Source organism: Pseudomonas sp. IAC-BECa141, from assembly GCF_020544405.1.
Lineage (GTDB): Bacteria > Pseudomonadota > Gammaproteobacteria > Pseudomonadales > Pseudomonadaceae > Aquipseudomonas.
Map to the genome: position 1 here is coordinate 4587575 of NZ_CP065410.1, position 23238 is coordinate 4610812.

The 23238-nt window shown below is 60.4% G+C and carries 22 protein-coding genes; 9 read left to right on the forward strand and 13 right to left on the reverse strand.

Features of this window, described 5'->3' with window-relative positions:
* Positions 1-66 precede the first annotated feature (66 nt).
* Positions 67-561: a SprT family zinc-dependent metalloprotease gene (locus tag I5961_RS21000; RefSeq protein WP_085697052.1), complete on the forward strand. Its 495-nt coding sequence runs from the start codon at positions 67-69 to the stop codon at positions 559-561.
* A gap of 83 nt (positions 562-644) precedes the next feature.
* Here the strand turns inward: I5961_RS21000 and I5961_RS21005 are convergent, their stop codons facing one another.
* Both I5961_RS21005 and I5961_RS21010 read right to left on the reverse strand, forming a co-directional pair.
* A complete protein-coding gene (locus I5961_RS21005; RefSeq protein WP_085697053.1) occupies positions 645-1826 on the reverse strand; it encodes a CaiB/BaiF CoA transferase family protein in 1182 nt (393 codons plus the stop codon).
* 145 nt (positions 1827-1971) lie between these two features.
* Positions 1972-3306: a dicarboxylate/amino acid:cation symporter gene (locus I5961_RS21010; protein WP_085697054.1), complete on the reverse strand. Its 1335-nt coding sequence runs from the start codon at positions 3304-3306 to the stop codon at positions 1972-1974.
* Positions 3307-3658: 352 nt separating this feature from the next.
* Between I5961_RS21010 and I5961_RS21015 the strand changes: the two genes are divergently transcribed.
* Complete coding sequence (locus I5961_RS21015) at positions 3659-4657, forward strand: AraC family transcriptional regulator (protein WP_085697055.1); 999 nt, start codon at positions 3659-3661, stop codon at positions 4655-4657.
* Between the two features lie 4 nt (positions 4658-4661).
* Here the strand turns inward: I5961_RS21015 and I5961_RS21020 are convergent, their stop codons facing one another.
* From I5961_RS21020 to I5961_RS21030, 3 genes are all read right to left on the reverse strand, one after another.
* Positions 4662-6008, reverse strand: a complete 1347-nt coding sequence (locus I5961_RS21020) for an ATP-binding protein (RefSeq protein WP_085697056.1) — start codon at positions 6006-6008, stop codon at positions 4662-4664.
* Entirely contained in the window at positions 6005-6682 is a 678-nt protein-coding gene (locus tag I5961_RS21025; protein WP_085683580.1) for a response regulator transcription factor, read from the reverse strand. Before I5961_RS21025 ends, I5961_RS21020 begins: the two co-directional genes overlap by 4 nt.
* A gap of 104 nt (positions 6683-6786) precedes the next feature.
* Positions 6787-7392, reverse strand: coding sequence for a hypothetical protein (locus I5961_RS21030; protein ID WP_085683581.1), 606 nt, complete (start codon positions 7390-7392; stop codon positions 6787-6789).
* Between the two features lie 142 nt (positions 7393-7534).
* On the opposite strand from I5961_RS21030, the gene I5961_RS21035 reads away from it, so the two are divergent.
* Both I5961_RS21035 and I5961_RS21040 read left to right on the forward strand, forming a co-directional pair.
* A complete protein-coding gene (locus tag I5961_RS21035) occupies positions 7535-8326 on the forward strand; it encodes a dienelactone hydrolase family protein (RefSeq protein WP_227233246.1) in 792 nt (263 codons plus the stop codon).
* A gap of 98 nt (positions 8327-8424) precedes the next feature.
* Positions 8425-9150 carry a 4'-phosphopantetheinyl transferase family protein gene (locus I5961_RS21040; protein ID WP_227233247.1) on the forward strand — a complete coding sequence of 242 codons (726 nt, stop codon included), beginning with the start codon at positions 8425-8427 and terminating at the stop codon, positions 9148-9150.
* A 115-nt stretch (positions 9151-9265) separates the two neighbouring features.
* Here the strand turns inward: I5961_RS21040 and I5961_RS21045 are convergent, their stop codons facing one another.
* Positions 9266-10876 carry an ATP-binding protein gene (locus tag I5961_RS21045; RefSeq protein ID WP_085697059.1) on the reverse strand — a complete coding sequence of 537 codons (1611 nt, stop codon included), beginning with the start codon at positions 10874-10876 and terminating at the stop codon, positions 9266-9268.
* Positions 10873-11595 carry a response regulator gene (locus I5961_RS21050; RefSeq protein ID WP_085697060.1) on the reverse strand — a complete coding sequence of 241 codons (723 nt, stop codon included), beginning with the start codon at positions 11593-11595 and terminating at the stop codon, positions 10873-10875. The genes I5961_RS21045 and I5961_RS21050 overlap by 4 nt, the downstream gene beginning before the upstream one ends.
* 735 nt (positions 11596-12330) lie before the next feature.
* Between I5961_RS21050 and I5961_RS21055 the strand changes: the two genes are divergently transcribed.
* On the forward strand, positions 12331-15225 hold the full coding sequence (locus I5961_RS21055) for a ribonucleoside-diphosphate reductase subunit alpha (protein WP_085697061.1): 2895 nt from the start codon (positions 12331-12333) through the stop codon (positions 15223-15225).
* Between the two features lie 252 nt (positions 15226-15477).
* On the opposite strand, the gene flgE is transcribed toward I5961_RS21055, so the two are convergent.
* The 6 genes from flgE to I5961_RS21085 all read right to left on the reverse strand — a co-directional run bounded on the left by flgE (position 15478) and on the right by I5961_RS21085 (position 20487).
* Positions 15478-16809, reverse strand: a complete 1332-nt coding sequence (gene flgE / locus I5961_RS21060; protein ID WP_085697062.1) for a flagellar hook protein FlgE — start codon at positions 16807-16809, stop codon at positions 15478-15480.
* Between the two features lie 30 nt (positions 16810-16839).
* A complete protein-coding gene (flgD, locus tag I5961_RS21065; protein WP_085697063.1) occupies positions 16840-17568 on the reverse strand; it encodes a flagellar hook assembly protein FlgD in 729 nt (242 codons plus the stop codon).
* Positions 17569-17583: 15 nt separating this feature from the next.
* Complete coding sequence (gene flgC, locus I5961_RS21070) at positions 17584-18027, reverse strand: flagellar basal body rod protein FlgC (RefSeq protein ID WP_054593596.1); 444 nt, start codon at positions 18025-18027, stop codon at positions 17584-17586.
* Positions 18028-18030: 3 nt separating this feature from the next.
* Positions 18031-18438 (reverse strand): flagellar basal body rod protein FlgB, encoded by a 408-nt coding sequence (gene flgB, locus I5961_RS21075; protein ID WP_085697064.1) that lies wholly within the window; start codon positions 18436-18438, stop codon positions 18031-18033.
* A 241-nt stretch (positions 18439-18679) separates the two neighbouring features.
* The gene (gene cheR / locus I5961_RS21080; RefSeq protein ID WP_085697065.1) at positions 18680-19507 is read right to left on the reverse strand and encodes a protein-glutamate O-methyltransferase CheR; all 828 of its coding nucleotides are present in this window, start codon (positions 19505-19507) and stop codon (positions 18680-18682) included.
* A 47-nt stretch (positions 19508-19554) separates the two neighbouring features.
* A complete protein-coding gene (locus I5961_RS21085; protein ID WP_085697066.1) occupies positions 19555-20487 on the reverse strand; it encodes a chemotaxis protein CheV in 933 nt (310 codons plus the stop codon).
* A gap of 82 nt (positions 20488-20569) precedes the next feature.
* On the opposite strand from I5961_RS21085, the gene flgA reads away from it, so the two are divergent.
* The 4 genes from flgA (at position 20570) to I5961_RS21105 (ending at position 23223) form a co-directional block, all read left to right on the forward strand.
* Positions 20570-21331, forward strand: a complete 762-nt coding sequence (flgA, locus tag I5961_RS21090; protein ID WP_227235625.1) for a flagellar basal body P-ring formation chaperone FlgA — start codon at positions 20570-20572, stop codon at positions 21329-21331.
* 207 nt (positions 21332-21538) lie between these two features.
* The gene (gene flgM, locus I5961_RS21095; RefSeq protein WP_007960324.1) at positions 21539-21865 is read left to right on the forward strand and encodes a flagellar biosynthesis anti-sigma factor FlgM; all 327 of its coding nucleotides are present in this window, start codon (positions 21539-21541) and stop codon (positions 21863-21865) included.
* A gap of 48 nt (positions 21866-21913) precedes the next feature.
* Entirely contained in the window at positions 21914-22381 is a 468-nt protein-coding gene (locus tag I5961_RS21100; RefSeq protein WP_085683591.1) for a flagella synthesis protein FlgN, read from the forward strand.
* 95 nt (positions 22382-22476) lie between these two features.
* Positions 22477-23223, forward strand: a complete 747-nt coding sequence (locus I5961_RS21105) for a flagellar brake protein (protein WP_085697068.1) — start codon at positions 22477-22479, stop codon at positions 23221-23223.
* Positions 23224-23238 lie beyond the last annotated feature (15 nt).

Sequence of the window (23238 nt, forward strand, 5' to 3'; positions counted from 1 at the left end):
GCAGTCTGGCGATGCGCAAGACCGGACGGTTGCGGCATACTCCAAACCTCTGGAGATCCATCAAGCATGCCCGAGCAACTCAATACCCGCGTCGAAGACTGTTTCCAACTCGCTGAATCCTTTTTCAAACGTCCTTTCAAACGCCCCGTGGTGAGCCTCAAGCTGCGCGGGCAAAAAGCCGGGGTCGCGCATTTGCACGAGAATCTGCTGCGCTTCAATCCGCAGCTGTACCGGGAAAACACCGAACACTTCCTCAAGCAGACCGTGGCCCACGAAGTCGCACACCTGATCGCCCATCAACTGTTCGGCGACCGCATCCAGCCCCATGGCGAGGAGTGGCAACTGATCATGCGCGGGGTCTATGAGTTGCCGCCGGATCGCTGCCATACCTATGAAGTCAAGCGCCGCAGCGTTACCCGCTACATCTATAAATGCCCGTGCGCGGATAGCGATTTTCCGTTTTCGGCGCAGCGTCATAGCCTGGTCAGGCAAGGTCGGCGCTATTTGTGCCGGCGCTGTCGCAACACGCTGGTGTTCAGTGGCGAGACGCGAGTCGAGTAAGTCCCCACCTCGTTCCCACGCACTGCGTCACAGTGGACGCGGAGCGTCCATGGCGGCGTTCCCACGCAGAGCGTGGGAACGAGCTACAAAACCACTTTCGCAGCACGTAATTCGGCAATCCGCTCTGGGCTCAACCCCAACTCCCCCAACACCTGATCCGTATGCTGCCCCAGCGCCGCGCCGACATGTCGCGGCGCCGGCAATGCTTCAGAGAACTTCAGCGGGCAAGCGATCTGCGCCTGCGTCGAACCATCGCCACGGGGCACCTGCGTCACCAGTTCCCGGGCCTGTAATTGCGGATGCTGCACCGCCTCGCCAAGGTTCAACACCGGTTCGACGCAGGCATCAATGCCGGCGAACAGCTCGCACAGTTCGGCAAAATCATGCTTTTCGAACTCGACCTTCAAGGCGTCCTTCAGCGCGCGTTGTTGCTCAGGCTTGGGTGACAAGCCTTGCGCCGCCAACTCAGGCCGGCCCAGTGCCGCGCACAGTTGCTGCATGAAGGCTGGCTCCAGACTGCCCACCGACATCCAGCGCCCGTCGCGGGAGCGGTAGTAATCGTAGAAACTGCCGCCATTGAGCATCTGTTCTTCCCAGCCCGGCTCCTCGCCGCACGCCAGATACCCGGCACCGGCCATGGCGTTGAGGCTGAATGCACAGTCGGTCATGCTCACGTCCAGATGGGTGCCCTGCCCGGTCTGCTGGCGGGAAATCACCGCCGCCAACAAGCCGATCACCCCGTGCAGCGAGCCACCCGCGACATCCGCCACCTGCATGCCCAGCGGCAACGGCCCGCTGTCGGCGCGCCCGGTGTAGCTGGAGAGCCCGGCCAGGGCCAGATAGTTGATGTCGTGGCCGGCGCGATCCTTGTACGGCCCGGTCTGGCCGTAACCGGTGATCGACACATAAATCAGCTTCGGATTGATCGCCTTCAACGCTTCGTAACCCAGCCCCAGCCGCTCCATCACACCGGGACGGAACTGCTCCAGCACGATGTCGTAATCCGCCAGCAACTGCTTGACCAGCTCAAGCGCCTCGGGCTGCTTGAGATCCAACGCCAGGCTGCGCTTGTTGCGATTGAGATAAGCGTGACTGGCAGAGACGCCGTGATCGTGGGGCGGCAAGACCCGCACCAGGTCGAGGCGGGTCGGCGATTCGATGCGCAGCACGTCGGCGCCCATGTCCGCCAGCAGCAGCGAGGCGAAAGGCCCCGGCAGCAGGGTCGAGAAATCCAGAATCTTCAGTGAGGCCAGCGGTGCAGACATGGGCGATCTCCATCAACGATGCATGCAGCCTAGGCAGCCATCGGCGATGGGGCAATTACCGGATCCATCAGTTGCGCTGACCGTTGCGCTCAAACAGCAGACAAGAAAAAACCCGCCGAAGCGGGTTTTTCCAGGCAAGCGATGCTTACTTCACATTGCTCGGGGTCGGGCCTTCGGCCACGCCCAAGTCATCTTCAGGCCGGGTATCGGCGATACCGCGACCGCCCGACGCCAGCTCGGCATCCAGCACGTCGGTGTCCAGTTCCTTGACCCACTTGGCCACAACGATGGTGGCAACGGCGTTGCCGACCAGGTTGGTCAGGGCGCGGGCTTCGGACATGAAGCGGTCGATACCCAGGATCAGCGCCAGACCGGCCACCGGCAGGTGACCTACCGCCGAAAGAGTGGCCGCCAGTACGATGAAGCCAGAACCGGTCACACCGGCTGCGCCTTTGGAGGACAGCAGCAACACCACCAGCAGCGTGATCTGGTGAGTGATGTCCATGTGGGTGTCGGTCGCCTGAGCGATGAACACGGCCGCCATGGTCAGGTAGATCGCGGTACCGTCGAGGTTGAACGAGTAACCGGTCGGGATCACCAGACCCACTACCGATTTCTTCGCGCCCAGACGCTCCATCTTGATCAACATGCGTGGCAGTACCGATTCCGAAGAGGAAGTACCCAGCACGATCAGCAGTTCTTCACGGATGTAGCGGATCATCTTCAGCACGCTGAAACCGTGCATGCGGGCGATGCCACCCAGCACGATCAGGATGAACGCCAGGCAGGTGATGTAGAAGCAGGCCATCAGTTGACCCAGCTGCACCAGCGAACCGACACCATAGGCACCGATGGTGAACGCCATCGCACCAAAGGCACCGATCGGCGCGAGCTTCATGATCATGTTGATGATGTTGAACATCACATGGGCGAAGCGATCGATGAAGTCCAGGATCGGCTTGCCGTAGGCGCCCAGGCGGTGCAGGGCAAAACCGAAGATCACCGAGAACATCAGCACTTGCAGGATGTCACCGGTGGCGAACGCGCCGACGATGGTGTTCGGGATTACGTTGAGCAGGAAGCCGACGACGCTCTGGTCAGCACCTTGTTGCACATAGGTCGCCACTTTGGAGGCGTCCAGCGTGCTGACATCGACGTGCATGCCGTTGCCCGGTTGCACGATATTGACCACGATCAGACCGACCAGCAGGGCGATGGTCGAAACGATCTCGAAATACAGGAGTGCATAACCGCCGGTCTTGCCGACCGATTTCATGCTTTGCATGCCAGCGATGCCGCTGACCACGGTGCAGAAGATGATCGGGGCGATGATCATTTTGATCAGTTTGATGAACCCGTCACCCAGCGGCTTTACGGCCACGCCGAACTGCGGGTAGTAGTGGCCGAGCGCGATACCGATACAGATTGCGACGATCACCTGGAAATACAGGGATTTGTACAGTGGCTGACGAGTCGTCATTGCAAAGTTCCTCAAGAGTCCCGCGCGGCAACATCCATCTGTTGTACGCGACACTTGAATTGCGAACCCTCCTGCACTGGAGGGATTTGTTGTGTCGAACGGCGCTTCCCGGACCGGCTCGGCGCACGCTTCTGTCGCTCTTATCGCAAACGTCGTGCCACTTTGGTGCAAATCGCTGCAAGCCTTTTGATATCAGGGGATACAGGTTTTTTTGTGTCACCGTTCGGTGACTCAAGTGTGGCGGATTTCCGCCAACTCGCCCGACCTCGTCCTACAATTTGGCGGAAATCCGCCTTGTTACCGATCAAAGGCAGCCGCTACCATCGGTCGCCAGAGGAAGGATCTGCCGCTCATGCGCGAACGCACCATCGCCAGTCATTTCGCCCGCGCCGCCCTCGGTGGCGCACGGCGCTCGGGTTACGACTATTCGGACCTGCTGCAGCAACTGGGCATCAGCCCCGAACTGCTCGACGAGCCGCGCGCGCGGATCGCCCCGGAGCAATTCACCCAACTGATCCAGAACCTTTGGCTGGCCCTGGACGACGAATACCTGGGTTTCGGCAACGCGCCGAGCAAACCCGGCAGCTTCGCCATGATGTGCCACGCCATCATTCATTGCCGCAGCCTGGAGAAGGCTCTGCAACGCGGCTTATTGTTTTATAGCCTATTCCCCGAAGCCCCGCGCCTGACCCTGAGCCGTGAAGACGAATGGGTGCGCCTGAGCCTCGACGATGCGCAATTGTGGGATCCGGATCACTTTCTCAGCGAGAGCCTGCTGGTGATCTGGCATCGCCTGGGCAGTTGGCTGATCGGCCAGCGGATTCGCCTGGAGCAGGCCAGTTTCAGCTACCCGAAACCGGCGCACGGGGCGGAATACGATCTGCTGTTTTCCTGTCCGCTGGAATTTTCGGCAGCGCAAAGCAGCCTGGTGTTTCACAGCCGTTATCTGCAAATGCCGCTGTTGCAGGATGAACGCACCCTCAAGCATTTCCTCGAACGCTCCCCCGCCGACCTGCTGTCCCGCCCGGACGACGGCAACAGCCTGAGCAGCCGGCTGCGGCGCTTGCTCAGCCACGACAGCGCACGCTGGCCGGACCTCGAAGCGGTGGCGGCGCACCTGCACATCAGCCCGCAAACCCTGCGCCGGCACCTACGCGAAGAAGGCACCAGTTTTCAGGAATTGAAGGATCAGTTGCGGCGGGACATCGCGATTTATCACCTCGGGCGGGCGGATCTGTCGTTGCAACAGATCGCCGAACAGCTCGGGTTTTCCGAGCCGTCGGCGTTTCATCGGGCGTTCAAGAAATGGACAGGGCTGACGCCGGGGGCTTATCGGGCGCAGGAGCAGTAAGCCGTCACACCGCCGGAAAATGAATCCTGAACGCCGCCCCGCCCATCGGCGAGTCCCCCAGCGTCAGCTTGGCGTTGTAGCTCTCGATGATGTCCTTGACCACCGCCAGCCCGATCCCCTGCCCCGGATGCTGACGGTCCAGACGCTCGCCGCGTTCGAGAATCCTTGCGCGCTGATCCGGTGGTACGCCGGGGCCGTCGTCTTCGATGCACAGTTCGCTTCCGGAATGGCTTTCACGCACACTGACGCGCACTTCGCCCAGGCACAGGCGATAGGCGTTTTCCAGCAGGTTGCCGAGCATTTCCAGCAAGGCGCCCTGCTCGATCGGCACATAACAGTGCTCCGGCAGATCGAAGGCAACGCGCACGTGTTTGTCGCGGTAGACCTTGTCCAGCGTGTCGCACAGGCTTTGCAGCACCGGGCGCAGGCGCACCTGATGGCGCACCAGACCGCTTTTGCGCAGGCTGGCGCGCTGCAACTGGTAGCCGATCTGCTGGCTCATGCGTTCGATCTGGGTTTGCAGCACCCAGGCCTGATCGCGGTCTTCGGGGCGCTGGGCCATGTCTTCGCTGACGCCTTGCAACACCGCCAGCGGGGTTTTCAGACTGTGGGCCAGATCGTCGAGGGAGTCGCGGTAACGGCTGCGCTGCTGGCGTTCGCTGTGCAGCAGGCGGTTGAGGGAACCGGTCAGGCGCAGCAGTTCGCGCGGGTGCTGTTCGCTGAGGCTTTCGAGGGTTCCGCCCTCGATTTCGTCGAGTTCCTGACTGAGCCGGCGCAAGGCTTTCAGGCCCCAGGTCAGGCCGATCCACAGCAAGGCGAGCAGCACCAACAGCGCCGCACCAAAACCGAGGTAGAGATTTTCCCGCAGACCTTCGAGGGTGGTTTCGTATTCGCGCACCGGTTGCAGGGCCACGATACTGAAGGCCGCGCTCTTGCCGCCGAGCAGTTTGACCTCAACGTCGTAGACGAAGAATTCCTGACCGTTGGCCTCGCGGATCCGCGCGAACTCGTTGCCGAGGCCGTCGTAGCGCGGCGTGTAGTTGATCTTCTCTTCCTGTGTGCCCTTCGAACGCCAGACCAGATGCCCTTCGCGGTCATAGATGTAGCCGAGCAGGCGATTGTCCGTAAGGTTGAAGCGCTCGTCGGGCAACTGTGCCGGCATCATCAAGCGGTTGTTTTCAACCCGCGCGGCGGAGATCAGCGTAGTGACGTCGGACGCCAGCCGCTGCTCGATCGAGTCCTGCAACGCCAGGCTGAACGCGCCCTGCATTGCCGGGAGCAACGCGAGCATGAACAACACCGCCAGGGTGGTGGCGGCGAGCATCAGCCGGACGCGAAGGGAACGGATCAAGTGCAGCGCTCATTGAACAGGTAACCGAGGCCGCGCACGGTATCGATCGGCTTGAACCCGGCCGGGCCTTCGAGCTTGCGGCGCAGACGGCCGACCAGCACTTCGATCACGTTCGGATCGCGCTCGTCGTCATCCGGGTACAACTGCTCCATCAGCCGATCCTTGGGCACCACCTGCTGGTGATGGCGCATGAGGTATTCGAGGATCCGGTATTCGTAGGCGGTCAGCGCCAGCGGTTGCTCGTCGAGAGTTGCCTGCTTGCGATTCAGATCCAGCAACAGCGGGCCGGCGATGATGGTCGACTGGGTGAAACCGCTGGAGCGACGCAGCAACGCATTGAGCCGCGCTTCGAGTTCTTCGAACTGGAACGGCTTGACCACGTAATCGTCGGCGCCGGCGGCCAGGCCTTCGACCTTGTCCTGCCAGTTGCCGCGCGCGGTGAGAATCAGGATCGGAAAGGTCTTGCCGCCCGAGCGCAACTGGCGGATCAGGTCGAGCCCGCCCATGCCCGGCAGGCCGAGGTCGATTACCGCCAGGTCAAAGTTGAATTGCCCGGTCTGGTACAACGCCTCTTCGGCGTTGGCCACGGACTCGACCACGTGACCACTCTCCGTCAGGCGGGTTTGCAGGTGATGGCGCAACAGCGCTTCATCTTCGACGACCAACAGTTTCATGACGCTCTCCCGGGTAAATCGACAACTCCAAAGGCTTTCGCCTCACATGGCTGCGCCGGGTCGCCCCTCGAAGGACGACCCGGCGCGGGCCTGACGCCAATCGCTTAGAAAGCGTAGTTGGCCGACAGGTAAGTCTGGGCGCTGCTGGTCAAATCCAGCGAGCCTTGCTTGCTGCCGCCGCTCTCTTTCATCTCGGTGCTGGCGTTGCTGCGCAGGTAACGGTAACCGAGTTCGACCGAGGTGTTCTGCGAGACTTGCTGCAGCACACCGAACTGGCCGCCGACGGCGTAACCGATGTCGCTGTCGCGGCTGTAGCCCGGCGAATCCTGGGTCAGCTTGGTCAGGCCCGCGGTCGCACCGCCGAACAGCTTGGTGCTGCCGCCCACCGGGTAGAACAGATCGTAGCTGCCCAGCAGGTTTTCCTGGCGCAGTTTAATGCCATTGTGCGAGCCGGACACGTTGTCGTAGGTGGCGTAGTAGCGACCCTGGCTGTTTTGCTGACCCAGGCGCAGGCCGTAGGTGTTGTTGCCGTCGATGGCCGCGGTGGCATCCGGGTGGCCGAGGTTGTCGTTCAGGGCGTTGGATTTCTTGATCTTGTCGCTGGTCTGGCCAAAGGTCAGGCCGGCGAAGTTGGTGGTGGTGTCGGCATGGGCGGCAATGCTTGCGCTCATGACAGTGAAAGCCAGCAGCAGTTTGTTCAAACGAGTCATTGAGTGTTCCTCTCAGTTGTGCTCTTCGGGTATGGCGCAAGGTTACTGACCCTCCCCTGTACCGCCCCTGAACGCTCTCTGAACCTGGCCTGAATGAAATGAACTAGGCTGTTTTGACCCTTTATTGTCCGGAGACCCGATCATGCGCCTGCTATTGACCCTCGCCCTGCTCGTCTTCAGCGGCCTCAGCCAGGCTGCGATCAAGACCGAGGAAATCCCCTATCAGAGTGCCGACGGCACAAAGCTGATCGGTTATTACGCCTACGACGACGCGATCAAGGGCCCGAGCCCCGGCGTGGTGGTGGTGCATGAATGGTGGGGACTGAACGACTACGCCAAGCGCCGCGCCCGGGATCTCGCCGGGCTTGGCTACAGCGCGCTGGCCATCGACATGTACGGTGAGGGCAAGAACACCGAGCACCCGAAAGACGCGATGGCCTTCATGCAAGCCGCCACGCAAAACGCCGATGCGGCCAGCAAGCGCTTTCAGGCCGGGCTGGATCTGTTGAAGAAACAGCCGCAGACCGACAAGGATAAAATCGCCGCCATCGGTTACTGCTTCGGCGGTGGCGTGGTGCTGAATGCGGCGCGTCAGGGTGTGCCGCTGGCCGGCGTGGTGAGTTTCCACGGAGCGCTGGCCACCAAGACGCCAGCTGCGCCGGGCAGCGTGAAGGCGAAAATCCTCGTCGAGCACGGCGCGCTGGACAGCATGGTCACCCCGGACAACGTCACGGCGTTCAAGTCGGAAATGGACAAGGCCGGCGCCGACTATCAATTTGTCAGCCTCGAGGGCGCCAAGCACGGCTTCAGCAACCCCGATGCGGATCGCCTGAGCCACGGCGATCACGGTGGCCCGGATATCGGCTACAACAAGGCTGCCGATGAAAAATCCTGGGCGGACATGCAGGCGTTCTTCAAGAAGATTTTCGGCTGAACCCGATCGCCCTCAAACGCTGATCGTTCCCACGCACAGCGTGGGAACGATCATGTCGGCACTATCCAGCCCGAAGACAACCCGGCAAAATGCCCGACATGACTGCCAACCCTTTCCTCCCCGCCTGCTGCACCCCGCTCGATGCCCATTGGCCGCTGCCGACCGCATTGCCCGACACCGCGTTTCTGAGCACCCATTTCGACCCGTCGCAATTGCTCGGCGATGACTTTCGCCGCAGCGCCATTGAGCCGCCGTCGAGTATCCAGCGTTCGGTGGCCAAGCGGCAGGCGGAATTCCTCGCCGGGCGGATTTGCGCCCGGGCGGCGTTGCAGCAGCTGGAAGGCACAAGCAGCGTTCCGGCGATCGGTGAAGATCGTGCACCGGTATGGCCGGCGCACATCTGCGGCTCGATCACCCACAGCACCGGTCGTGCGGCGGCGATTGTCGCCAACAAACAGCACTGGCGCGGGCTGGGCATGGACCTGGAAAACCTGCTCAACGCCGAACGCGCCGAGCGACTGGCCGGAGAGATCCTGACCCCGCCGGAAATGCAGCGCATGGCCGCCGGTTCCCGGGATCAGATCGCGCTTTGGGTGACCCTGACCTTTTCAGTAAAAGAAAGCCTGTTCAAGGCGCTGTACCCGATCGTGCAGCAGCGCTTCTATTTCGAACACGCCGAAATGCTGGAGTGGGATGAACAGGGTCAGGTGCGGCTGCGGTTGCTGACGGATCTGTCCGGCGAATGGCGCAACGGCACGGAACTCGATGCGCAATTCAGCGTGCAGGACGGCCAGTTGCTGAGTCTGGTCAGCATTCCTGCCTGAAGGTTTGTTTTATTTGGAATCACCCTTTCGCGAGCAAGCTCGCTCCCACCCTGAAGCGCGCTGACCTGTAGGAGCGAGCTTGTATGCGAAAGGGTCAGCTTGACCAATGCAAGATTCAGCGCCGCTCCTGATTCCTCGGCCAGCTCAGGCTGAAACACGCCCCGCCCAAGCTCTTGCTCTTGCCGATCAATGCGCGGCCGTCGTGCCAGTGGATGATCCGCCGCACGATCGACAGACCCAGCCCGTGCCCGCCGGACGCCCGAGTTCGGCTGTCGTCCAGGCGCAGGAACGGCGTGAAAATTTTCTCCCAGGCGGTTTCCGGCACACCGGGTCCGTCGTCCTCGACATCCACCCGACAGCGCATCTGCCCGACCTGATAACTGACCGTGACCTTCGAACGTGCATGGCGCATGGCGTTGCTCACCAGGTTCTGCAAGGCGCGGTGCAGGTAGCGCGGCTCGGCCTCGACCCACGCATCATCGCAATCCGCCGCTGACAGGCACAGACCGCGTTGCACTGTGACCTCGGCGCGCAGAGGCGCCAACTCTTCGATCACCTGATTGACCAGTGCATCCAGATCGATGCGCTGGAACGTCAGCGCCGGCGAACCCTGCTCCAGCCGGGCGTAGGTGAGCATTTCATCAACCAGTTTGTCGAGGTCTTCGATGTCGTGGTCCATGCCCTCGCGGTATTTTTCCAGCGCCTGCGGGGTCGTGGCCGAACCGATCATCTCCAGGCCGAAACGCAGGCGCGCCACCGGCGTGCGCAATTCGTGGGACACCGCGCGCACCAGTTCACGCTGGATGGCGAGCAACTGCTGCAAGTGCTCGGCCATGCCGTTGAAAGCCGCTGCGAGTTTGCCCACCGAGTCGGCACCCCGGGCCGGTACGCGGGTTTCCAGGCTGCCTTTGGCGATGCGCGTGGCGGCGGCTTCGAGCCCGCGCAAACGTCGCTCGAGCTGGCGCACCAATAAATAGACGATCAGGCCGATCAGGGTCAGGCCGAGGGCGGCGATCAGCACCAGCCACTCCGGCGGGTACGGATTCATCTGATACAGCGGCCCGATTTCCAGCACCCACGGCGTGCCGACCATGCCGGCGAACACCCGGATCGAATCGCCGCCCTTGCCCAGCGCCATCACCGTATCGCCCTCGGCCACCCGACGGCTCTGGTCTTCGTCCATGTCGGCATCGCTGACGGTGACCAGCCGCAAGTCGAAACCGAAGCCTTTGTCTTCCTTCAATTGCGCCAGCCGTTTGGGCTGCTCGCCCACCGGCACCCGCACCAGTTCATCGGCCAACAGGTAAATGGTCGCCCGTGCCAGTTGCTCGCTGATCTGCTGCACCTCGCCCACCAGCACCAGTTGATCCTTGTCGCTGACCAGTCGATAGACCTTGGCCGCGTGCGGGCCGGTCTGTTCGACCAGCGCCTGCCCGCGCTGCACCCGAGTGCGCTGGGTCAGGTCGAGGTCGGTCTGGGCAAAGGTCTTCAGCGCCAGCGGAATCCCGAGCAGGCGCTCCCACACCAGCAAGGCGCGATGGCGCTCGGTTTCGTTCATCGGTTGCAGGTTGTCGGCCATCAGCGAAAACGTGCCATGGGCCAGACGCTCGCGGTATTGCTCGCTGCGCACCTGATTGAGCAGGTGCAGTGCCAGCACGCCGAGCACCGCCACCAGAATCAGCGCCGCGCACATGCCGCCATAGATGCGCAGGAAGATCGAATTCACAGCGGCAGGTCTGCGCAGGCTTCCGGCACGAACAGATAACCTTTGCTGCGCACGGTCTTGATCAGGCGCGGGTGATCGGGGTCGTCGCCGATCTTCGGGCGGATGCGCGAGATGCGCACATCGATCGAGCGGTCCTGGCCGTCGTAGCCGATACCGCGCAACGCGGTGAAGATTTCTTCCCGGGACAGGATGCGTCCGGCGTTGGATACCAACAGCCAGAGCAGGTCGAATTCGGCACTGGTCAGCTCGATGCCGCTGTCACTGAGCCAGGCTTCGCGCAACGCGTTGTCCACCACCAGCGGGCCGAATTGCAGACGACGCGGATTGCCTGCCGATGGCTCCGGTGTGTCACTGCGTCGCAGCAACGCCTGGATCCGCGCCAGCAGCAGCCGTGGGCGCACCGGTTTGCACACGTAATCGTCGGCGCCGAGGTCGAGACCAAGGATCTGGTCGGCGTCATCGGTGCGCGCGGTGAGCATCAGGATCGGCCCGTCGTAGCGGTCACGGACCTTGCGGCAAATGCTCAGTCCGTCTTCGCCGGGCAGCATCAGGTCGAGGATTACCAGGTCCGGCTGTTCCTTGATGATCCGCGCCGCCGCCAGTGCACCGTTGCCTTCGATCTCCACGCGCAATCCGTTGGCTTGCAGGTATTCACGGGTCAGTTCGGCCAGACGCTGGTCGTCCTCGACTATCAATACCTGCCAGGCTTCTTGCTCCACGGGTGACCTCTGCTTGCCGATGCTGCTTATAAAGGAAGGTCCTCCCGTCTTTTTGTCATCCTTCAGGAGGATAAGAATGCGTGCGCACGGGCCGATTGTATAAACGGCGTACAGCCAGAACACAAGTCGGTAAATGCGTTCGGACAAGGCGGATTTTTGTGATAGGGTTCGCGCCCTCAAAATTCCGCTGAAGCGTTTTTCCCGGCGAAAAAACAGTGACAAACGGTCTAGCTCAGCAGGTTCGCGGCCTACACGGGTTTTCCTGGTTTCTTACACAATTTACGCACAGGTTTATCCACAGCTCGTACGTTGCAAGCCCCCTCGAAACGCATTATCTTGTAGCGCGGCGCAAGGGAAGCCCCTACATATAGGGTTTTCCGTTTTAGAGCCCAACCACATTTCAGACCTGAAACTCAAGCGCTTTATTGCTGGTTTCCGGTTGAACCAAGCAAGTTTTTCAAAGCCCAAACCGCACTTGCGGATGGCACCGTTTTTCAGGTTGGAAACGACTGGAACGGTACGGGTGTTGCAGTCATTACTGTCACCCGAGAAGTAATTCGGCTCGAGCCTTGGCTCGCGGCCAAAAACTTCGGCAAGGATGCGGCTTCATTAGCCTTTTTCCTACTGGTCCGAAGTTGTTATGCCCGACGCCCGTCGGCTGTAGTGCTTCGGACCAGAACGGTGAGCACCATGATGGTGCCCAAACAAACATAGAGAATGTGGAGATCACCCCCCATGCAAACCGACACAACTCGCGAGAACCCGCAGGGCACCTTGCCGCAGGCCGCCGATTCGAATTCGGATCTGGCAGCCACCGCGCCAGGTCAACTGCGTGTGATCAAGCGTAATGGCACTGTCGTTCCTTACACCGATGACAAGATCACCGTCGCTATCACCAAAGCGTTTCTCGCAGTTGAGGGCGGCACCGCTGCCGCCTCGTCGCGAATCCACGACACCGTTGCCCGCCTGACCGAACAGGTCACCGCGACCTTCAAGCGTCGCATGCCATCGGGCGGCACCATCCACATCGAAGAAATCCAGGACCAGGTCGAACTGGCCCTGATGCGTGCCGGCGAGCAGAAAGTGGCTCGCGACTACGTGATCTACCGCGACGCCCGTTCCAAGGAACGCGCCACCCGCACCACCGCCGAAGCACCGGTGCAAGCGCACCCGTCGATCCGCATCACCCGCGCCGACGGCACCCTCGCGCCACTGGACATGGGCCGCCTGAACACCATCGTCACCGAAGCCTGCGAAGGCCTGGCCGAAGTCGACGGCGACCTGATCCAGCGCGAAACCCTGAAGAACCTGTACGACGGCGTGGCCCTGAACGACGTCAACACCGCACTGGTGATGACCGCGCGTACCCTGGTCGAGCGTGAGCCGAACTACTCGTTCGTGACCGCCCGCCTGCTGATGGACACCCTGCGTGCCGAAGGCCTGGGCTTCCTGGGCGTCGCCGAGAGCGCGACTCACCACGAGATGGCCGACCTGTACGCCAAGGCACTGCCGGCCTACGTCGCCAAAGGTATCGAGTTCGAACTGCTGAACCCTGTGCTGGCCGACTTCGACCTGGAAAAACTGGGCAAGGCGATCAACCACGAGCGCGACCAGCAATTCACCTACCTGGGCCTGCAGACCCTGTACGACCGCTACTTCATCCACAAGGATGGCGTGCGTTTCGAACTGCCGCAGATCTTCTTCATGCGCGTGGCCATGGGCCTGGCGATCGAAGAGAAGCAGAAAGAAGACCGTGCGATCGAGTTCTACAACCTGCTGTCCTCGTTCGACTACATGGCTTCGACTCCGACCCTGTTCAACGCCGGTACCCTGCGTCCACAGCTGTCGAGCTGCTACCTGACCACCGTTCCGGATGACCTGTCGGGCATCTATCACGCCATCCACGACAACGCCATGTTGTCGAAATTTGCCGGTGGCCTGGGCAACGACTGGACGCCGGTTCGTGCACTGGGTTCGTACATCAAGGGCACCAACGGCAAGTCCCAAGGCGTGGTTCCGTTCCTGAAAGTGGTGAACGACACCGCCGTCGCCGTTAACCAGGGTGGCAAGCGCAAAGGCGCTGTGTGTGCCTACCTGGAAACCTGGCACATGGACATCGAAGAGTTCATCGAGCTGCGCAAGAACACCGGTGATGACCGTCGTCGTACCCACGACATGAACACCGCCAACTGGATCCCTGACCTGTTCATGAAGCGCGTCTTCGATGACGGCAAGTGGACCCTGTTCTCGCCGTCCGAAGTACCGGACCTGCACGACCTGACCGGCAAGGCCTTCGAAGAGCGCTATGAGTACTACGAAGCCCTGACCGAATACCCGGGCAAGATCAAGCTGTTCAAGACCATCCAGGCCAAAGACCTGTGGCGCAAGATGCTGTCGATGCTGTTCGAAACCGGCCACCCATGGCTGACTTTCAAAGACCCGTGCAACCTGCGTAGCCCGCAGCAGCACGTCGGCGTGGTTCACAGCTCGAACCTGTGCACCGAGATCACCTTGAACACCAACAAGGACGAAATCGCGGTCTGCAACCTGGGCTCGATCAACCTGCCGAACCACATCGTCGACGGCAAGCTGGACACCGCCAAGCTCAAGCGCACCATCGACGTCGCCGTGCGCATGCTCGACAACGTGATCGACATCAACTACTACTCGGTACCGCAGGCGAAGAACTCCAACTTCCGCCACCGTCCGGTCGGTCTGGGCATTATGGGCTTCCAGGACGCGCTGTACCTGCAGCACATCCCTTATGGCTCCGAAGCTGCCGTCGAGTTCGCCGACAAGTCGATGGAAGCGGTCAGCTACTACGCGATCCAGGCGTCCTGCGACCTGGCCGACGAGCGCGGCTCGTACGAGACGTTCCAGGGCTCGCTGTGGTCCAAAGGCGTGCTGCCGCTGGATTCGCAACAGATCCTGATCGAAGCCCGTGGCCAGAAGTACATCGACGTCGACCTGACCGAGTCCCTGGACTGGGCACCGGTTCGCGCCCGTGTACAGAAAGGCATCCGCAACTCGAACATCATGGCCATCGCACCGACCGCGACCATCGCCAACATTACCGGCGTATCGCAGTCGATCGAACCGACCTACCAGAACCTGTACGTGAAATCGAACCTGTCGGGCGAATTCACCGTGATCAACCCGTACCTGGTTCGCGACCTCAAGGCTCGCGGTCTGTGGGACTCGGTCATGATCAACGACCTGAAGTACTACGACGGTTCGGTTCAGCAGATCGAGCGCATCCCGCAAGAACTCAAAGAGCTCTACGCGACCGCGTTCGAAGTGGACACCAAGTGGATCGTTGACGCCGCCAGCCGTCGTCAGAAGTGGATCGACCAGGCCCAGTCGCTGAACCTGTACATCGCCGGCGCATCGGGCAAGAAGCTGGACGTGACCTACCGCATGGCCTGGTACCGTGGTCTGAAAACCACCTACTACCTCCGTGCCCTGGCCGCGACCAGCACCGAGAAGTCGACCATCAACACCGGCAAGCTGAACGCTGTATCCAGCGGCGGCAACCACGGTGACGACTCGGTCCTGGCAGCCCCTGCCGGCCCGGCTCCAGTACCGAAGGCCTGCGCCATTGACGAGCCGGATTGCGAAGCTTGCCAATAAGTTGAGCTGAATCGGGCGTTGCGAAACGCCTGATCCGAGAAACCCCCGACAGACTTCCGGTTTGTCGGGGGTTTTCTTTTGCCCGCGAAAAAAGTCAAAAGCGGCCCTCAGCCCTCCCCTCTTCCTGAGGGAAAGGGAACTGAACGAGCTGTTCTCAAGAGATGCGCCAGCTTGAAATAACGATCCCCCCCAAATCCAAGACAAAAAAAGCCCCTCAAAAAGAGGGGCTCCTTAACCAGCCAAAACCAGAAATCAGGTCATCTGAATAATGGTCTGCATGATAGTGCTCTGAGTCGAAATGGTCTTGGCGTTCGCCTGATAGTTGCTCTGGCCCTTGATCAGATCAACCAGCTCATTGGTCAGGTTAACGTTCGACTCTTCCAGCGAGTTCGAAACAACCGAACCCAAAGTACCGGTTTCCGGCGCATCGTAGCCCGGGATACCCGAAGCGAAAGTCTCTTTCCAGCTGGTACCGCCGATAGGCTGCAGGCCCTGTTCGTTGGTGAAGCTGGCCAGCGCAACCTGGCCGATGGCCTTGCTCTGGTTGTTGCTGAAGTTGGCGAACAGCGTACCGGTGCCATCGATGGTCAGGTTGGTGATCTGGCCGGTGGCGTAGCCATCCTGAGTCGGGATCGATCGCGCGGTGTCAGCGTTGTACTGAGTGGTCTTGGCCATGGAGATGGTGATGCCGGCCGGGTTTGCCGAAGCGCCGTTGGCAGTCCATACACCGTTGGTCACGGTACCCGGCACCCAGCCAGTGAGTTTCAGGTCGCTGCTGATGATCGGCGTACCAGGGTTCGCAGGATCCGGGGTGCTGACCTGAGTCAGTTTGCCGGTGCTGTCGAAGCTCATGGTCGAGGCCACCGGTGCCGTGGTTTTCGGATCACTGCCGGTGGCATCCGGGTTGCGACCGTCCACCAAGGTGTAGACCTTCCAGGTGTTGGCACCGGTCTTGACCATGTATTGATCCATGGTGTGCTGGTTGCCCTGGCTGTCATAGATCGGCGTACTGAACGACTTGGTGTAGGTCGCCGTGTTGGTCGGATCGAATTTGCCTGCCGCCGCAGTATCGTCGATCACCGGAGCGGTCGAGTTCAGGTTGATGGTCGAGGTCACCAGCGAGGTGGACTTCGGTGCCAGGTTCGAAGTGTCGATCTTCAGATCGGTCAACACACCGTTGATGATCTTGCCGTTGGAGTCCACACCGTAGCCTTGCAGACGCGAGGTGTAGTCGGTGTTGGTGATGAAACCATCCTTGTCGACCTTGAACGTACCGGCACGGGTGTAGGAGATCGAACCGTTGTTGCTCAGAGTGAAGAAACCCGAACCGTTGATGCCCATGTCCAGCACGTTGCCGGTGTTGTTGATGTCGCCCTGGGTGAACTGCTGGGAAACGTTGGCCAGACGCACACCGTTACCGATGACCTTGCTGCCGCTGCCCAGGCGAGTGGCCGAGTAGACGTCTTCGAATTCTGCACGGGACGATTTGAAACCGGCGGTCGCGACGTTGGCGATGTTGTTGCCGGTCACGTCCAGTTGTTTGTTGGCTGCATAGAGACCGCTAAGGCCGATATTGAAAGACATATTCCACTCCTTTGTGCCGGTTAGTCGGCTCTATATACCAATGGTTTGTACTTTGGACAGGGCAACGGTGCCCTTGCCGGACAGGTTGAGCATCAGCTCGCCACCGGTCTGGCTGATCGTCACGCTGGTGACCGTGGCTGGCAGGTAGGTCGCCAGGTCGGTCGCGGTGCCGTTGATCGAGGCGTTCGCCTTGACGGTGTAGGTACCGGTTTTCACCAGGTTGCCGTCCTTGTCCTTGCCGTCCCATGTGAAGCTCGCATTGCCTGCGGCGCGACTGCCCAGATCGATGGTGCGAACAACGGCGCCGCTGCTGTCGGTGATGGAGACGGTACCGCCGGCGATCGACGACGGAACGGTGACCGAACCGGTCATGCCTTTGCTCGGGTCATCCAGCTGAACAGTGTTGGTCTGCACGATCACGTTGCGACCCACCAGCGAAGAAGCCTGCAGGGCTTGCGACGAGTTGTAGTTGCCGGCCAGCGAGCTGACGGTGCTGTTGAGGGTGGTGATCCCCTCAAGGCTGCTGAACTGCGCCAGCTGGGCAACGAACGCGCTGTTGTCCTGCGGGTCGAGCGGGTTCTGGTTCTTCAGCTGGGTAACCAGCAGTTGCAGGAACGCGTCCTTGCCCAGGGCCTGGCCGCCGGTCGAGCTGTTGGTGGCCGAAGCGATGCCGCCGGTGGTCGTGCTACTGGTCTTCTTCGAAGAGTTGGCCAGTATGTCGTTCATCGTCAGGCTGCTGGTGGTATCGGTAACACTCATGGCAGTCGCCCCTTATTACTGACCGAGGGTCAGTACCTTCTGCATCATGGTCTTGGCGGTGTTCATCATCTCGGCGTTGGTCTGGAACGACCGGCTCGCGGAAATCATGTCAGCCATTTCTTCCACCACGTTGACGTTCGGGTAGTAGACGTAGCCCTTGGCATCGGCCGCCGGATGGTTCGGCTCGTAGCGCGCTTCGAGGTTGCTCTGGTCTTCGACCACGCCGAGCACCTGCACGCCTTGACCGGCTGCATCCTGGTTCTGGAACAACGAATTGCTGCCGCCGCTCTGGCCGCCCTGGAACATGGTGGCGAATACCGGGTGACGGGCACGGTAGGTCTGGTCGATGCTCGACGAGACGGTCTCGGCGTTGGCGATGTTCGAAGCCACGGTGTTCAGACGGGTGGTCTGGGCGCTCATGCCGCTGCCGGCAATGTTGAAAACGCTGGACAGGGACATGGATTATTCTCCGCGCAGGGCTGACACCAGCCCTTTGAACTTGCTGTTGAGCAGGGTGAAGCTCGCCTGGAAGTCGACAGCGTTTTGCGCGTAGTTCGACTGTTCCAGCTGGGCGTCCACGGTGTTCTGGTCGATCGACGGCTGCATCGGCGTGCGATACATCAGCGACTCGTCGCCATTGCCCAGGCCTTCAGCTTCGATGTGACGGCTGTTGGTCATGTTCAGGGCGATGGTGCCGTTGGCGTTCTTCTGGCTCTGTGCTTCGAGCACTTTGGAGAACTCCAGATCCCGCGCCTTGTAGTTCGGGGTGTCGGCGTTGGCGATGTTGTTGGCCAGCACTTCGGCACGCTGGGCGCGGAAGCCCAGAGCCTTTTCGTGAATGCCGAGCGCTTTATCGAAGCTGATGCTCATGTCGGGAACCTTCAGGTGACCGGATTTTTCGTAACAGGGTCATAGCAAGCGTCGTGCCAGTTTGAGAAAGCCCCGGATTACGGGGCTTTGCCGGGGATCGGCAATGCGGCAATGCCAGAAAAGCGGCAACCGGTTTCCGCCAGATGCCGCTTTTCTGCCGCCGCCTGCCCCCGGCAAAACCTTCAGGCATAAAAAAACGGGAGCCCCTGAGGACTCCCGTTTCTTGTGTTGCCGATCTTGATCACTTCGCCTGGTAGATGATCCCCGGGCTGCACTGAACCATCTGGTAATGATCCGGCAGACCGTTCAGCGCTTCGGAAGCGCCAAGGAACAGATAACCGCCCGGCTTCAGCGTGCTGTGGATGCGCAACAGAATGTCTTTCTTCACCTCGGCGGAGAAGTAGATCAGCACGTTGCGGCAGAACACGATGTCGAACTTGCCCAGGCTTGCGTAGCTGTCCAGCAGGTTGAACGAGCGGAACTCCACCCGGTTCTTGATCGGCGCCTTGATCACCCAGCGTCCCGGCCCTTTCGGATCGAAGTAGCGCTGCAGACGATCGGCGGACAGACCGCGACCGATCGCCAGACTGTCGTACTCGCCGGTCTTGCAGTTGGTCAGCATGCTGCCGGACAGATCGGTGGCAACGATCTGCACGCCCATTTTCAACTGACCGATGTTGGCTCGTTCGAACTCGTCGATCGACATCGACAGCGAATAGGGTTCCTGACCCGACGAGCAGGCCGCCGACCAGATCCGCAGACGCTGGTTGGGAGCGGCCTTGATCGCCTCGGGCAGCACCTTGTTCTTCAAGACTTCAAACGGATAGGTGTCACGAAACCACAAGGTTTCGTTGGTCGTCATGGCATCGACCACCTGCTCGCGCAAACCGCTGCGCGGCTGGGTCTGGATGCGCTGTACCAGCTCACCCAGGGACTTGATGCCTTGCTGCTCCATCAGTTTGTTGAGACGGCTCGACACCAGGTACTGCTTGTTTTCACCGAGCAAAATGCCACAGGCTTTTTCCAGGAAGACCCGGAACTGTTCGAAATCCAAATTACCCGTAGACAAATGATGCCGCCTCTTAAATCGTGTTGAACGCCAGGGGCAAAAGGCCCTTAGCTGATATCTGCTGCTCTGATCCGGTCGACTACCCGGGATGCCAGGTCATCAGGACGGAACTTGGCCAGGAAGTCATCGGCACCGACTTTCTTGACCATCGCCTGATTGAACACTCCCGACAACGAAGTATGCAGGATGATATGAAGCTTTTGCATGCGAGGGTCGCTGCGAATCTCGGCCGTCAGGGTGTACCCGTCCATCTCCGGCATTTCAATGTCGGAGATCATCATCAGGAACTCTTCTTCCGGCTTCTTGCCCTCGTCGACCAGCTTGCGCAGGTAATCCAGCGCCTGCTTGCCGTCGTTCAACGCCACCACTTCGACGCCGACCGTCTGCAGGCAACGCGTCACCTGCTTGCGCGCCACCGACGAGTCATCGACCGTCAGCACCCGCAACGACAATGCCTTGCTCTGGGTCTCGACATCCACCACGCCGACCGAAATCGCTTCCGGCGTCGGCGCAACTTCCGCCAGCACCTTCTCGACGTCGATGATTTCGACTAACTGATTGTCGACCCGAGTCACAGCGGTCAGGTAATGATCACGTCCAGTGCCCTTGGGCGGCGGATGAATCTCTTCCCAGTTCATGTTCACGATGCGTTCCACCGAGCGCACCAGGAAACCCTGGGTCTTGGTGTTGTATTCCGTGATGATCACGAACGGACTGTTCTTGTCTTTCAAAGCTCCGGAGCCGGTCGCCATCGCCAGATCAAGGATCGGAATGGTCGCCCCCCGAATATTCGCCACCCCGCACACGACAGGACTGGACTTGGGCATCAGCGTCAGTTGCGGGCATTGCAGCACTTCCCGAACCTTGAACACGTTGATCCCGTAGAGCTGCTGACCGTCGAGACGGAACAACAACAGCTCCAGGCGATTCTGCCCCACCAGTTGCGTGCGCTGGTTCACCGAATCCATTACACCAGCCATGCCCAGACTCCTACCCCAACGCCAAGTGTTGTTGCGACGCACATTCATTGCTAAACGGCACGGCGCTTGCTTTTTAACTCGTATGAACGCTCAAACGACATTTTTCCGACGCCTGACATATCCCCTCCGCAGAGGGCTTTGCGCGATGTCCGCCGTATGCCTTTTTTTCGCTGGCAGCCCTGCCGGTGCTGATGCGGTTACCTTGCCTGACATGCTTATCGGCGTCACTCAGGGCTTTCTTGAATTCACCGTAGAAGACTATCTGGCTACCAGTCAAACGGAAGGTCGTTATGAAATCGAGGTCAAGCAGCTTGATCCACGCATGCGCATGCCTATGTGCGACAAGGAATTGACAGCGACGCTGGAGAGTCCGGCACGTCCTCTGGGCCGTGTCACGGTCAAAGTCCGCTGCGAAGGCGCCTCCCCCTGGACGGTGTTTGTGCCCGCTCAAGTCCGCCTGTTTCGCGAGATTGTCACCACCACGCGGCCACTCAAACGCGCCGGCATCATCGAACCTCAGGACGTGACCTTGCGCGAGCGCGACGTCAGTACGATCAATCAGGGTTTCCTGACGTCGGTGGATGAAGCCATCGGACAGAAATTGACCCGACCAACGGTAGCCGATCAAGTCATTACCCTGGTGCATCTGGAACAGGCGGAAGTGGTTCGCAAGGGCGATCAAGTGGTAATCACCGCCCGCAGCGGCACCTTGGCCGTCCGAATGCCGGGCGAAGCGCTGGCCAACGGCGGCCTGAAAGAACAGATTCGCGTGAAAAACCTCAACTCCCAACGGGTCATCAAGGCGCAGGTCGTCGCGCCCGGCCAGGTGGAAGTGGCCATGTGAGCGGCGATGCAAACGGTTGCATGAACGGATATTTGAAAAGCCCCTGAGTAACCAGGCAGAAAACTGGCGCTGACCAGAGCTGTTCCCTAAACTGTGCCGCAGCAGGATCTGCAACGGCGCATGCAAGCTCATTGCTAAATGAGCCTAAAGTTTTCCAGGGGATGGCCGAGAACATGGCAAGCGTCCAAATTCCCAGAGGTTTTTAACATGGTCATCGATTTCAGCCGTTTGAACAGCTCCTCGTCACTTACGGGCAGTACACGTACCAGCAACGCCAAGGAAACCGCCGAAACCGGCACCTCCGCGCCGCTGAATACCCCGGCCGAACAGGCCAGTACCGCAAAAAGCGGGGAATCGGTACACCTCAGCAATGAGGCTCAACAGTTGCAGAAGGTCACTGACAAGCTGCGCGATCAGCCTGCCGTCGATAAAGCCCGCGTGGCCGAGTTGAAAGCAGCGATTGCCGATGGCAGCTACAAGGTCGACAGCAACCGTGTAGCCAGCAAACTGCTTAATTTCGAAGCCCAGCGCTAGGCCTCGGTCAGCGCCAGGCTTTTGGACGCTTAAAACCCAAGGCCAGCCATGCACGACACTAATTTATTGCAACTGATCACCGACGACTTTGCTCCAGCTCAACAATTGCTGGAGTTACTGCAAACCGAGTCCCTCGCCTTGCACGGTCGCGACATGCCTCTGCTGGAAGAAATTCTGGCGCGCAAACAGGCATTGATCATTCTGCTCGAACAGCATGGCCGCAAGCGCAGCGAAATCCTCGCCAGTCTCAATCTGTCGCTCGACCGCGCCGGCCTGGAACAACTGGCCAGTCAGTCGAGCATCGGCGACCAGTTGCTCAGCCAGAGCGACGTCCTCACCGACCTGATTGCCCAGTGCCAGGCAGCCAACGCCAAGAACGGCCAGTCGATCATCATGCAGCAGGCCGCCACCGCCAATCAGCTGAAAATCCTCACCGGCGGCGAGCCTCCCGCGCTCTACGATGCCAGTGGCACCTTCTCCAAACTGCAGAAACCACGCGCGCTCAGCCAGGCGTGATGCTTTCTTCAATGCTTGCGCCCTATCAACGTGCGAAACATGCTGGCAAAATACTGGCCAGCCGTAGTCAAATTTTGTCTGGAGATTGATTTAACGTGTCCAACGTCCTCAGCGCGGATGATGCTCCGCAGCCCCCAAAGGTGCTCACCACACCTCTGGAAATCTCCAGCAACCTGCGCCAGCTGCAAGAGAGCCACGATCCGCTGATCATCACCTTCCACGAGCGCAGCCAGCGCTTCCAGAGTTACCTGATCAAGGTTGACCGGGAAACCGCCACGATTGCCCTGGACGAAATGATCCCGCGCGATGGCGAACGCTTCCTGCTCGCCGGCGAACCGTTCAAGGTCGAAGGTTTTCATGACGGCGTGCGCATTGCCTGGGAATGCGACGGCAAGCTGAACATCGAAGAATCCAGTGGCGACCGCTTCTACACCGGCGACCTGCCCACCGAAGTGGTTTACCACCAGCGCCGCAACGCCTTCCGCGCAGCCCTGAAGCTGACCGATCTGGTCAGCGTCGTGCTCGGTGGCGAAAAGCTCAAGTCACCGATCGACGGCAAGCTGCTGGATATCTCCGCCACTGGCTGCAAACTGCGTTTCGAAGGCGACATTACCGACCGCCTGCAACTGGGCCAGGTCTACGATCGGCTGATCGCCGCACCGCTGTTCGGCAACCAACCGGCCTCGGTCGAACTGCGTTACCTGCACTTCGAAGAAAAACTCAACATCACCTTCGCCGGCCTGCGCTTTCACAACATCAGCGGCCCGGCAGCACGCAACGTCGAGCGTTTCGTTTATCAGCTGCAACGCGAAGCGCGACGGTTTGATAAAGACGACTTCTGATCGGAAGGCATGAAA